6 protein-coding genes are annotated in these 14,066 nt (G+C 64.0%); 1 reads left to right on the forward strand and 5 read right to left on the reverse strand.

What is annotated here, in order from left to right:
- Positions 1–24 precede the first annotated feature (24 nt).
- Complete coding sequence (locus KA383_17945; GenBank protein MBP7748000.1) at positions 25–1,422, forward strand: YihY family inner membrane protein; 1,398 nt, start codon at positions 25–27, stop codon at positions 1,420–1,422.
- A 42-nt stretch (positions 1,423–1,464) separates the two neighbouring features.
- On the opposite strand, the gene KA383_17950 is transcribed toward KA383_17945, so the two are convergent.
- The 5 genes from KA383_17950 to KA383_17970 form a co-directional block, all read right to left on the reverse strand.
- Positions 1,465–1,677 (reverse strand): hypothetical protein, encoded by a 213-nt coding sequence (locus tag KA383_17950; protein ID MBP7748001.1) that lies wholly within the window; start codon positions 1,675–1,677, stop codon positions 1,465–1,467.
- Positions 1,678–1,698: 21 nt separating this feature from the next.
- Entirely contained in the window at positions 1,699–2,121 is a 423-nt protein-coding gene (locus KA383_17955; protein ID MBP7748002.1) for an SMI1/KNR4 family protein, read from the reverse strand.
- 14 nt (positions 2,122–2,135) lie between these two features.
- Entirely contained in the window at positions 2,136–3,062 is a 927-nt protein-coding gene (locus KA383_17960; GenBank protein ID MBP7748003.1) for a hypothetical protein, read from the reverse strand.
- A gap of 400 nt (positions 3,063–3,462) precedes the next feature.
- Complete coding sequence (locus KA383_17965) at positions 3,463–4,389, reverse strand: hypothetical protein (GenBank protein MBP7748004.1); 927 nt, start codon at positions 4,387–4,389, stop codon at positions 3,463–3,465.
- Entirely contained in the window at positions 4,386–13,133 is an 8,748-nt protein-coding gene (locus tag KA383_17970; protein ID MBP7748005.1) for a hypothetical protein, read from the reverse strand. Before KA383_17970 ends, KA383_17965 begins: the two co-directional genes overlap by 4 nt.
- Positions 13,134–14,066: the final 933 nt, after the last annotated feature.

Here is a 14,066-nt window from a genome sequence, read left to right on the forward strand (position 1 = left end):
GCGGCCCAAGGGTGAGCGCAGCCTATGAACAATCGATTCCGTGAGCGTCTGCGAGACTCCGTCGTGAACCCGGGGGAGACATTGGACCGCTGGGCGCGCCTCGTCGGCTTCCAGGTCGCGCTGTGGCGGCACTGCGCCCGCCGCCTGCGCGAGCACGATGTGATGGGCATGAGTGCGGCGCTGTGCTACCGCACAATCTTCACCCTGATCCCCGTGCTCGTCCTCGGTCTGCTCGTGGCCAAGTCGCTCGGCACGCTCGACGACAGCAAGCGGAGCCTGCGGGCCTTTCTCACGGCGTCCGGGTTTGCCCAGATCGCGATTCAGGACAGCGAACCGACTGCGCCGCCGGACGCGACCGCCACGCCGTCGTCCGCCGAGGCCGCCACCACGCAACCGCTGACCGTCATCAACGTGGCCGACGAGATCGAGCACATGGTCACGCGCGTGGAGGCGCAGCTCACCGTCGGCCGCATCGGCCCGGTGGGCGGCGCGCTGCTGATCTGGACCGCGGTCGGGCTGCTCTCGGCCCTCGAACAATCACTCAACCGCATCTTCGGCTCGGCCCGCAGCCGCTCGGTGGCACGGCGGCTGCTCCTTTACTGGTCCGCCCTCACGCTCGCGCCGGTCACGCTCGCGGTCGCTTCCTACCTGGGTCAGAAGGCCATCGACATCTTCGCCCGCGCCCCCGGGATGCCCTGGCTCCTGCTCGCGGGGGGCTGGGCTGGGCCGATCGTCGTCGGGGTGCTCGTGCTCGCCACGCTCTACAAGCTCCTTCCCAACACGACCGTGCGCTGGCGCTCGGCCATTGGCGGGGCCGCGGTGGCCACCGTGCTCTGGCTGCTCGCGAAGTGGGGGTTTGCAATCTACATCGAACGGCTCGTGATGAAGGGCAATGTCTACGGCGTCCTGGGGCTGCTGCCGCTGTTCCTGTTGTGGCTGTACTACTCGTGGCTGATCCTGCTGTTCGGGGCGGAGCTGGCGCACACGGCGGTCAACCTGAACGAGCTGCGACAGATGGAGGTGGCCGAACGGACCGTCTTGGGACCGTCCGATGTGCTGGCCGCGGCGGTGGCCGTCGCGCAGCCGTACGAAGCCGGGCGCGGGCCGGTCGCGGTCGACGAGATCGCGGCCCGACTGCGCCTGCCGCCGGCGAACGTGCAGGCGCTGCTCGATCGCCTAGTCGCGGCCGGTTTCATCTGTGCGGCGGAGGACGTCACCGGGTCGTGTTACGTGCCGGCACGTCCGCCGGAGCAGATCCCGCTGCTCGCGTTGCTCGATCTGGGCGATCCGCGCGCGGTACCTGGCGCGCAGCCCGGCCACGCCCCGGAGCTGGCGGCGGCGGTGACCCAGGTGCAGTCTCAGGCGCGCAGCGCAGCTGCCAACCTGACACTGCGCGATGCGCTCGGCGAGAAACAGGCGTGACACGACCACGCTCGCGCCGAACACCGCTCCGTGCAGGCCCGTTCAAACCGGGAACCCAATGGTCGGATGTGCGTGAGCGCTCGTGACTGCGGTGAGGGCGTTGGCGGCGTTCACCGCGTGGGTGACGTCGAGCGTCGCATCGGGATCGCCGTCGCCGTCGAGGTCATCGTCGCGGTAAAAGCCGGGGGTCGCGCCGTCACCGGTCCAGTTGCCGAAGTCGTCCAGCGTCCAGCCGAGGTCGCGTTTGAGCGGCACGGACGGAACGCGGTGCGGCGGTCACTGGCCGGGTTCGTAAGCTATCAGGTACTCCAACCACTCAAGGAGCGATGTTCCGACCACTCTAGGAGGAAACGCGGTTGGGTCACTAAAGGACGTTTCTACTATCGGCATGTCAGGCACCCGCGTGTCAAAACCGTAGGCGATGTCGCCGCCGTCGCTAGCGAACACAACCACGCCAGGAAAAGTCTCGTGCACTAAGTCTCCCTCCAAACCGAGAATGACATTGCCAATCGACATGATCATTACGTAGTTCGCCTTCCCGATTGGGCCCTCACATCCGTCCATTACGCGCAGTAAATTTAAATACTCGTGCGGGAGCTTGGCACCAACGGCATCGTTTAGTCTCGCGATCTGCTCGGGTTGCGCTGGTGGTCCTCTGAAATGGAAATCATCAACGACCTGTGCTATCCTTGCATCCATCGACTCATTTCCCTCTAGTGTGGTGTAGCATCCCTCTGATGGCGGGCCCAAAATGAATTGAGCGCGTCATGGGTAGCCTTGTCCACTATGGCAAAATTCGCTGGATTTGTCGGATCACCTCCGAATTTCACCGGGTGAATGTGATGCACGAACTTGTCAGCGCACTGTGGATTGGCTCGCCTATAAGCTGCAACCGCCTTATTCGCAGCCGTCCTTGCCGCATCGTATGCCGCGCCCTCAAGCAGCACAAACGGACCCTGTGGGCGCCGCACACGAGCAGGATACCCGGACCAGTCGAATATGGAAAACGCGCCCACCGCATATGGCCCGGGCGCGCCTTTCATGGCCCGTGCCCCTCGCATCTCACCGAGCACGCCGAAGAAGCCGCCGATCGCCTTCCCGGCGAAAGGTGCCGCACCGGCCGCGAACTCTAGGGCGTTGCCCCAGGTCAGACCGTTCTCGTCGATGTTCGCCGCCGCCAGCGCCATGTGGTGCATGCCGACGAGGAAAGCACCGCCGGGAACGAGGGCGCAGACCATCGACTCGATGACCATCGTGCCGGCGGTGACAGCCATGCACTTGAAGAAGCGGTCAAAGTCCATGGCAGCACTGGTCCGGGCCGCATATATGCCCGTGATTGTCTCGACCACGTCGTCGTATGGTTCGTCCCAAGGATTCAGGCCCGCAGGATCGCGGAGCGTTACCGGGTTCCCGCCGGCGTACTGGTACAGGTTCATCCCATCGCCGTAATGGCCCGTCGATGCGAACGCCGAGACAAAGTTGGCGAACGTTTCGCCGTTCATCGCCAAGGCGGCGACCACCAGCGAGGCCGACTCGTTCATGTCCATCTGGAGCAGACGACCTAACTGCGGGCTGTACCAGCGGTTACGCATGTAGTACAGGCCCTTCGTATCCACCGTCAGCGGCTGCTCCGTCAGCACTCGGCCAATCGCATCTTGAACTCAGCGCCGCAGATCTGCGACGATGCCGCCGGAGGTGCGGCATGTCGGAGCGTGCGGCGTATTGGCAGCGGTTGCTGGGCGAGTGGGAACAGAGTGGCCTGAGTCAGGCGGAGTTCTGTCGGCGACGGGGAGTCAAGGCCGTGAACCTGGCGTGGTGGACACGCCGCTTACGGGGAAGTGCTGACACGCCAAGTGCTGGTCGCCAGCGTGCGACGCGGAGCGCCGGCGTTGCGGTCAACCCACCGTCATGGTCCCGGTGGGTCGGCTGGCTGGCAACGGACCAAACTCACGAGGCTCTACCCCCACACAAAACCGCCGAGAGGATTTCCGCTTGAAACCCGTGGCAAGACAGGATCAGCGCCGACTGATGCGGGGCGACTCAGTCTCCGACAATTCGCGCTGGTGTGAACTGCGCACCACGCACCTTCTCTGCGCGGAGCAGTTCCATGACCCTTGGCTTGACCAGGAGCAACGGACGGGCATAGCCTTGGACATCGTGGTGCTCAGGGTCGTCGCGTGGAACAGAGCGGCCGAAGCACTCCCATGTCTGCACCGCGTCAGGTAACTGCTCGGGATCGACTTCGCTACGTTCGTACACGATGTCCAAAGGCTCGCTACCCCTGGCGGCGTGCATGTCACGCTTGCAGACATCGCACCCCCATTCGCGTCCCCCCTCGACCAATGCTCCCGTGTCGCGTATGAGGTTCTCCGACTGCCGACTTATTCGCGGCATTACGTGCGCAGCGATAATCTGCCACCATTCGAGCGGCTCGCCTGTCCGGCAAGCGCGAGCTTGGCGCAATTCCGCGCCGGACAATCCGGCTTTTCGCAGCGAATCCGCGATCCGGGTGGAAACCAGGATAGGACCGCAGCCCCAGCCCGCGTCGCAAATGTCCGCCTTCTTCGGTAGCCTGCCGCGCCTAATCACTAGCGGCGATGTTTGCACGGCCCCGGTCCCGCACGCGGGACAGGCCACGGACAGGTCGTAAGTCGTTCCTGTGCGAATTTCGTGGCAGCACATCGGGGCCCGGCTGACCGTCAGCCAAAGCAGCGCTGCCCCGCATAGCTCATCGTCCGCGTAAACGTGTTCGATGCGCTCCGACCACGCAATTCCCGCGTCTCTTAGTGCGTCCCGCAGCAATTCGAGACGCGGATCGTCCGATTCGAACGTGTAGCCGAAGAAGCCACAGAAGAACTTGTCGGGGCCCTTCAGTCCCTCGTCGCAGCCCACCTTCTGCGCCAACCGCAGCACGCGCGGATAGCCGGCGCGGCCCTCATTGAACGAAATATAGTATCTAACTCTCACTTGAAGTAGCCTTCAATTGCGCGTACCCAGTCAGGATAATCCTTGTAGACGTTGCGATACATGTTGATTATCTCCTCTCTTGTCGCGTTCTTTGTGCCCGTGCCGTACGAAATGATGCTCTGGAGTTCGTTCGTGACTTGCTGGTGAAGCTCCTTCGTAAGTATTACCGCCGGCGCTTCGCCCGCGCGTGCGCCGAAACGCTCGAGAAAGCGACATTCTATCAAATGGTGTGCCACGATCGAACCGTTCTTCCCCGCCGTCAGCTTCTGCGCCTCCTTGTACGGCAGGATCTTGAACAGATGCTCCAGTCCCTCCTCCAGCGCCCGAATGCCCCGTGAGCTTTTGCGGCCCCAGGCAAACGCCTTCGACAGGCCTTGCATGGCGTGCATGCCTTCCAGGCCGCGTTTGACCATCGGCATTGCCACCATGGCAATGTTGATCGCATCCCAGAACCCGCCTTTGCCGCTCGCAATCACCTGCACGGACTTGAAGGCGTCGTACAACCCCGATCCCGGCAGGAGCGACCATGCGATTGAGAGTGTCGTGTTCAGGCCGAGCGAAGCCCACTTGGCGCCTTCGTTTAGGGTCCCGAGGGCGTATAACGCGTGACCGGTGAGGTCTGAGATTTGCTCATCAATCTCGTCCTCCATCCCCCACTCCAGTCCGGACGGATCCAGTCGATTCACCGGATTGCCGCTGGCGTAGAGGTACAGGTTCATCCCATCGCCGTAATGGCCCGTCGATGCGAACGCCGAGACAAAGTTGGCGAACGTTTCGCCGTTCATCGCCAAGGCGGCGACCACCAGCGAGGCCGACTCGTTCATGTCCATCTGGAGCAGACGACCTAACTGCGGGCTGTACCAGCGGTTACGCATGTAGTACAGGCCCTTCGTATCCACCGTCAGCGGCTGACGCGTCACGGGATTGGTCTTGTACAGCCGTTCGAAGAACAGGCCCTGATGACCCGCCGCACTGCGCGGCCAGGTCCCGCCCTGTGGCCGGTCCACGGCCACGAGCGTGCCGTACGGCTCATACGTGAATTGCGTGACGACCGCGCCACCCGCCCCGGTCAACGCGACTACGTTGTGGTTCGCATCCTGCAGGTAGTACCACGTGGTTGGGGCGCCCGTACCACCCGCATGATCCACCTGGCAGATCAGCTCATCGACGTATTCCGGCCCGTATACGTAATCGCGCACGGCCGTGGAGGGGTCACCCGTCGCCGGCGTCGTCGTCTCGACTTCTTCGATCCGCCGGACGCCGTCGTAATAGAAGTCCGCGACCTGCTGGCCGCCGAGATGGTCGCAGCGCTGCGAGCGGCTCAACCGGCCCAGGGCGTCGTAGGCGTACTTCGCCACGATCCGGCCCATGGGCGGGTTCGTCGGGCTGAGGTAGATGAGCCGGCCGTCGGCGGCGAAGTGACTCGGATTCAGTTGGTCCGCGAGATTGACCTGGACCAGGCGGTTGAGGCCGTCGTAGTGGTAGAAGAACTCGCCGTCCCAGACCAGGTTGCCGGCCAGGTCGGTGATGATCGGCTGCGTGGTGCCGGGAGTAGTGGTCACCGTGGTGAGCGCGTTGGCCGCGTTCACCGTGTGGGTGACGTCGAGCGTCGCATCGGGATCGCCGTCGCCGGTCCAGTTGCCGAAGTCGTCCAGCGCCCAGCCGAGGTTCCGTTTGAGCGGCACCGTCGGGTCGGGGACGATGGCCGAGTTGTCGGCGGCGAGCCGGCCGACGCCGGACTGGATCAGGCGTTGCAGCGGGTCGTAGGCGTGGGCCTGCGAGCGGTCATTCTCGTGGGCGACACCGTTGATCGTCGCCTGCGCGACGCGGGCATACAGGCGGTTGCCGCTGGCGTCGTAGCCGTACTGGTAGCGGTGCACCGTCTGGCCACCGGCCACAAAATGGAGATCAATGACGCGGCCGAACTGATCCAGGCCGTCGTAGTCGCCGCCGGACCCGAAGCTCTGCAGCACGCCGTTGCCGCGGGAGTTGAACACGCGCCGGCCGGTGCCGATGCAGCCGAAGGCGGCGTAGCCGGCGCTGCCGTCCGTCAGGCCGCAGACGCGATTGAGCGCGTTGTCAACGCTGCCCGCAGCGCCGTAATTGAAGTAGACCGGCGTGTCACTTGGATACGTGATACTGGCCAGGCGGTTGAAGTTGCCGGCGGCAACGCCGCCGTAATCCCAGTCGTACCACACGAGGGGCGATTGTGGCGTAACGAGGTCGAAGTGCTGCTGTTGTTCGCTCTGCAGGTTCTGCCAGGGGTCGTAGGTGCAGATGCTCTGGGCGATGACCGTCGCTGAGCCCGTCCCGTCCCAGTTGTAGGCGGTCGCGGATTCCAATTGCTTGTCGGCCGTGTATGTGTAATGGATATGCTGCACCCGGTCTGACGGCCGCCACGGTGCGGGCGGCTGGGGGTACGTGTAGTAGTACGGCGCATCATCGATCCACGCGTCGGTGAGCTGGCCGAGCGCGTCGTACTTGTAGTATACAGCATTGCCGCGCGAATCGTCGCGCGAGGCGACCGCACCGTCGGAGTAGTACGTGAAGGACAGCGTCTTGCCGTCGGGATAAGTGACCGTTGAAACCTGCGCGCGGTTGGCGCTCTCGACATCCCACGAGCCCCAGTCGCCGCCGTTCTTCACGCGGGTGCGCCATTTCCAGCGATCCGTATCCCAATCTACAACCACGCTGCCGCGCACGACTGCATCGGCGTACTCAAAACGCGTGATCTGAATCAACGGGTTATTGAGGTCGTCCCAATCGATCGTGGTCCACTGCGGCGTCGCGCCCTGGAAATACTCTGCGGCGACACCGGCCATTTTGCTCAGTTGGCCCCCCGCACCGTAGTGGTACGCCGTAATCTGCATCTGCGGCGGGGTTCCCGTGTCGTCCGCGTTTTCGACAGTGAGCAGCACGCGACCGAGCGCGTCGTACTGTGTACGCGTGACCGTTCCGTCCGGGTGATGTACCTCCACCTGCCGGCCGGCTTCGTCGTATACGAACTCCGTCACGAGGACGCCGGGGGTGCCGATGGGCGGCCAGGTCGGATCATTCGGGTCCGGCGGCAGACCGCCGGCTGAGTACGTGTCTTGGTTCGTGCCGTAATTCGCGGTTGCGATCACGCGGCCAGCGAGGTCGTACCAGTTGCGGACGAACGAGTCGATGGGCGTCGCGCCGTCGTACTCGCTGTGGGTCGTCATGACCGCCCGGTCGTTGGCGTCGTAGATCGTCGTCGTCGCCGCGACCGGCACATCGGCGGAGCCGCCTTGGCCGTCCGGCAGGTCGGAAGCGACGGTTTCGCTCAGGACCTGGCGGCCCTTGGCGTCGTAGGTGTACTTCTGTGTCGGCGCGTTGGGACTGTGCACCTCGACCGGCCGGTCGCCGTGGTCAAAGAACGTCCACGTCGCTGTATAGACCGGGCTGCCGTCGACGAGCCGCCATTGGCGCGTTTCCTCGGTCCGACCCCGCGCGTTGTAGCGGTATTCCGTCAATGACAGCGGCCCAGTCGCAGCCAGCGCTTCCGCGGTGCTCGTGATGACGGCCGTGCTTTCGGGCCACGCGATGCCCAGGCTGCTGGGATCCAGCGCGCCGGGTCCGTCGTCGGGGCCGTACTCGGCGACGATCACAGCGCGGTCGAGGTTGTCGTACCAAGTAAACGTCTGGCGAAGCAGCGGCGGGGGAGCACTCGGGGCATGCGGCCCGTATTCAACCTGGCTGCACGGCCGCATGCGCCAGTCGTACACGTAGTCCGTCGTCCAGCCGATCTCGTCCTCGTTGGGAACAACGCCATCTTTCCACCAACCGGTGCAACTGGGGTGGGATTCACCCGGTGCGCAGGCATTGGGGTCCCACAGGAGATATTGGTTCGCGGGCTCGTCGCGGTAGTGCCGAATCGTGACAAGCTCGTCCGCGTCGGTGACGCCCTCGCCGTAATAGCGCTTTTCGATGAGCAACATGTTGTCGGCCGCGTTGGACGCCGGCGCGCAGGGATCCGCGCAATCGATGCTGCCCCATGCGCAGTGCGTGTCGCTCGTGCCGCGGAACGTGCGCTCGAGCCGCGCGAGGCTGTCATACGTGTAGCGCGTGATTGTGCCGTCCGGCGACTGCTCACGGGCAACGAGATTGCCGCCGTAGTAGGACACGGTCGAGTTCAACCAGGCGCCGTGGCCGCCTTGCGACATCCCGACCATCTGGCCGGATGGGTCGTATTCCGGGTAGGTCTCGGAGATTACGTCGCTCGCGGCATACGCAACGCCGGTAGTCGGCGGATACGGCGGCGTGCCCCAGGCGTCGTTCCATTTGATCTCCTTGACCGAAAGGACCTTGCCGGCGGCCATCTCGGTGCACTTGATGGGCGACAGGTATTGGCAGGTTCCGCCGCCCGCCGCGGGGGGCACAACATCCCGGTACTCCCAGGCGGTCAGGGCCAGCGGGTCGTTCGGGTTGCTTTCGTAGATGAGGTGCGTCTCGCGTCCATTCGGGTAGGTCATCTTGACCGGGCCGTAGAGCGGGTTGTACGTCCAAGTGCTGGTCGCATTGAGCGGCGGCGTGGATGACAGCCGCTGCCAGCCTGCGGGATACTCGACGCCGGTGTATCCGGGCGCCACGTCCACGACGGCCAGGACCGGCTGGCCGTAGTCGTTGTACCCCGTGTAGCTGATAAAGAACTCCGTCTCGCTGCCCACCCCGGTCCACTGCAGGTTGCCCCGCGTGTCGTAGACGTACTTCTCGAACGAATGCGCCGGGGCTCCGTCGCGGCCCGGCACGGCGGGTCGCGTAATCGACTTCGTGGTGACCGCGCTGTGCGCGCTGTTCGGGTCCGCGTACGTGTAGTCGTACGTGATCGTCACGTTGGCAGCGAACGTGATCTCAGTTTGGGGCGTGGCGTAGCGGGCTTCCTGCGTGATGACGCTCGGGCGCAGTGGATCGCGTGCGTATGCCTCGATCCAATGCGCGCCGTCGCAGTATACGTTCGGATCCACCGGCTCACCCAGCGTGACCTCGCCAGTCCCAGCGCGGACGCCCACCGCCAGCAGTTCGCCGAGCGTGCGGCCCGTGGTCGGGTAATACATGAAGACACGCACGAGACCCTGCGAGCTCGGATCGAGGTTGTCCTCGGACCCCCAGCCTTTGCTGCCGATCATGGCGACCCGGCCGTCGGCGTCGTAGAAGCGTTGCTCGCGGAAGCCCAGCTGCGCGACGACATCGCCGTAGTTGTCGGGCGTGAGATCCCAGGTAGTGTCGCTGAGCACGAAACCGGCGGGGTTCATTTCGACGACACGCCGCTGGGCGATTTTCTTCTTGGTGCACGCGTTGTACGCGCAGTCTTGGTTGGGGTCGAGTTCGTCGATGACCATGATGTGGAAAGGCGCGTGGAACGGCAGCGGTGCAAACTCGCCGGCCGGCCCGCCGGTCCAGCCCTGGTCGTAGCGGTAAGGCCAGCGATACAGGGTGTGCGTGTGTTCGGTACTACCATACTCGTCACGGTCGCCCGTAACCTCGCCGGGATACTGATGCAGGCGGTAGAACCGCCACTCGCGTTGTTCGCCTGCGGTTTCGCCGGGTGTCTGCATGGCTTGCACACCAACCGCGACGTGCGTCCGGTGCTCGGGAGCACCCGGCACAAAATCGGCGAGGGCAGCAATGAGGTCTTCGGCATTGGGGACGGGCAGGTCCTGGCGCGCGAATCTCATGTCCGCCAGAGCTTTGAAAGTCACGCTCATCGTACCGGTGGCTGAATTCGGGTCATCGACAGCGACGTACTCGTTCGGGTCCTTCCCGATGAGCTCATTTACCGACCACCCTGACTGGTGCTTCAGAATCGCTGCGCACGCCTTGCCCCCCCACATGGCCGCCAAGTGCTGAAAACCGCGCGCCAACGTGCCGCCGCTCCATCCGCGTTGGTCATACCTATAGATCGTGTGCTCGGTCGTTTCCGCGGCGGTTCCGGCCTGACCACCGTCGGTCCCGCGCCGCGTGGTGCTGGCCTTCAGGAGGAGGTACCCGCCCCAGAAGCCCGGGCCCCAGCAGTGCGCGTTGTCATACAGCGCGCGATACTGCGAGCCGGCGGGTGCGTTCGCGTAAATGGACACGAAGCGCGGCGGATTCTCGCAGTCGTTGTTCTCCTCGTGCGTGTACTGCGTGCGCAAGACCCAGTTTGACGGGAGCGCGCCTTCGCCTGCGTAGAGTTCCTGTTCGACCGCGTCGTAATCATCGAACGACGACAGGCCCGCAAAGTGCTCGTGGAAGCGGAGTACGCGTGGCTCGGACGGCACCGCGACGTCCCCCTCGTACACGTGGATGGAGTAGAGCATGGTCTCCTGAAGCACATCCAGCGTGGGCACGAGCACACAATTCGAGTCATTCGGTTTGTAGGTCGTCGCGCCGAAAGTCCGGTAGCTGTAGAGCAGCGTCCACTTGACCGGGCCCACGCTCTCACCCGCGGCCGGAGCGGCCCGCAACTTGATGGCCTGAAGCTGCCCCTTCGCGTTGCAGTTTTGGCAACAGGGCGTGCAGCGATTCGGATTCTGATTGAAATTCTGCTCCGGCGCCCCATAGGTTCGAAATGGCCCATACGTGTATTCGACCCGGTTGCCGTAATTGTCGCGGATCTCGTTCACAACAGCGTAATATGGCAGACCAAACGGTTGCTCGTATCGGTTTGCCTGCGGATCGGGCGGTGGGTACTGCGGGTCCTGGGGATGTGCGTGCGGATCTGGCCAGAGGCTGCCTGCGGCAGGCGTCCACAGATCCTCGTAGTGTGGCGTAAACGTGTAGATCAACGCGCCCCGGTGGGTGCGCACCTGGAACCACGTCGGCCGATTCGCCCCCCAATCACCGTTCACCTTGCCGCCGTCGTGCGTCAGCGTCGCATCAAACCAGCTGGGGGCCGTGTACTCGCCGGTGCCTGCCTCATCGATGAACGGGATCGCGTGGTGCGCGTCAGGAATGAAATAGCACACGCGTTGACCGAATCCGGGATCGTCCACCCACTCCGTGGTGTCCTGGTACGCCGCGTCGACGAGCAGGATCGGGTTCTCGCTCATCATCCAGTTGCGGCCGTTCCAGTCCCAGAGTGGAGCGAGCACCTGCCGCCCCAGAAACTGAGAGGGACCACACTCCCGCTTGCACGCATGCCCGCATTGCGCAGCCAGCCACCACTCCTCGAAACCCTCGGCGTAAGTGCGCACGTGTCGAAACACCGCACTGCCGAACGGCAACTCGAAATCGATCGCCTGCAGGAGCGGTACGCCTGTGACGAGGTCGATTGCATCGTGGTGCAAAGCGCGCTCCGCATGCGGGTTCATCCGACTGTGCACCGTCTGCCGCGCGACCAGCGGCGACGAGCTGAGCCCCATGTCGAGCTTGCGCGGCGGCAGATCGCCGGGCCCGAAGCCGTCGATGACGTTCAGGTGCAACGGATACCCTGCCGGAACCCCGATGTCGCACTCCCCGTCCAAGAACCAGCACCGGGAGTCCGGCAGCGCCTGCGGGCAACGATCTTCATATCCCTTCGGTACCAGTGGATAACCATTTGCGTCACCACATTGATGGCACTCCACCTTCACCGCGTCCGCCAGGCACGAGCCCCCGCGGCTGATTTCTGAGTGTGCCACGATCAGGCGTGGCTCGGCGTCCTGGCCGCTTGAGCCCGTCGTCGCCGAGATACCCTCGACCCAGAACCAAACTGGCACGTACCGTCGTTCGCCGGAATAGATCTCCGCAAGGAATGGATTGATGTCGGCGAAGCTCAGGATCCCGTCGCCGTTCATGTCGCCGATGAGAGCAGCGCGCTCGGCCATGTCCGGAAACCAGTGGTTTGGATCTTCGGGGTCAAGGAGGATGTACTGCGTCAACCACGCATTGTAGTCTGCAAGCGCGGTCACGAAGGGATTGATATCACCAAAAGTGCAAGTACCGCTTGCATCCATATCGCCCCGCACCCACACGCTGTACTCGCGCGCACTGCCGGAGCACATGCCGGCGGTGAGCGCACAATTCGGGTCCGATTCGACCAGATCAGATTCGCCCGTCCATCTTGGCTTAGCCCACACCCTGAAACGCCCGGCATCGTACGAGAAGCAGTACTTCAGCTTGGTGGCGCATGGAAGCACAGAATTGCGCGGATCGACCTCCAGGATCAGTGGCACCAGATCATCTTCGCCGACAACCCCATCGGGATCGTTGCGGTCCGCGATCCCGTCTCCGTCATCATCGTCATCGTTCAAAAGGACGTACTTGGCTGGCCGGTTCGGATCATTGGGATCGGTCAGCAGCGGCTCCAGCTCGTCTTCGGCCGTATCGCGCTCGGGAAGCGCCGTGCCATTATCGTTGTCAGAGTCGATGTCGAGGTCGACCCAGTACACGTCCTGCCGCCCGGACGGCGCCTCGCGCGCGTCCTGGCCGGACTCGGCGCTGCGGTTCAGACCCAGCGACGCGCAGAAGCTGTCCACGTCGTGCACGGTGAGCTCCCCGTCGTGGTCGAAATCCGCAACGCTCAGCAGGTACTCCACGTCCCGGCCGTAGCGCGTACACCACGCGTGCGGACTGAGCAGCGCCAGCGTGAACGGCTCGATGTCCGCCAGGTCCACCACCCCGTCGCAGTTCAGGTCCGCGGGCGTGCCCGATGAGTCGGCCTTCACCCGGGCAACCCGCGCGAGCTGGACGGTCAGCCCGATGAACAACCCCAGCGCGCAGAGCAACGTCGTGGACCGGGTCGCAAGACGGGACGCGGCATGCATGACTATCTCCCTTTCATGTGGACCGTGTACTAGGCCGAGCGGCGATACGCGCAAAGTGACCAATCAGGGAATCCAACGCCCCACTGGCAGCCGGTGCCAGCGGGTGGGACCGTTCCAGACAGCACGGCTGCCGCGAAGGGAGTGACCCGGCTGAATACACCGGACGATTTTGTGCCCTGGTTTCACCAGCGTAGCCCATCCGCAGCCGTGCGACGACTTGCAGGTTGCGTGCTCCGCGGCGATGGAAATGCACACAGTCGCGCGAAGCGACGTGGATCGGAGTTGGTTCGCGTTACGTCTTCAATGCGGGTGCGCGGGCGGCCACATGGCGACACGTGTCCGGCGCTGGCGGTACCAAGGCGCGCGGCACCGGCCCGTCGCGCAACAACGCGCCGCAAGCGACCGGTCGCCGAGATAGCGACTGGTCATGACAGGCGGTGCTCGCACCAGAGCCGGCCGCCGCTACACACCCTATGTCACAAAAGCACCCTCTAAATACACAAGTAGTTTACAGCATGTTTTCGCTCTGGACAAGTCGCGTCTCGGAAAAATGTCGCGACATCATGCGCACGGCAATTACCGGTTCACAATCGCAACGTGCGTCACCTTCATGCCTGCACGCACACAGAGTGAAACCGCGTGAATCGCAGGCGCATTGGTTGCATAACGATTACCGTGATTCGAGCGCACCATCGATCAGCGGGCATCCACCAGTCTCAAGCAGGACGCGCTGCGCGGTCAACGGTGTCTGAAATGAAACACCGCGTCGTGCCAGGAAAGCGATGCCGCCGCGCCGGCTGTGTTCTGCCCCAAGCGGTTCACGACGACGAGCGCTGCAGGACGGACAACCTGTGACGACGCCGTGATGCGACACCAATCAACGCCGCTCCGACGGTTACGTCGAGCTAGTTGAGATTCAACAACCGGCGCTGC

This window comes from Phycisphaerae bacterium, from assembly GCA_017999985.1.
Taxonomy (GTDB): Bacteria; Planctomycetota; Phycisphaerae; order UBA1845; family Fen-1342; genus JAGNKU01.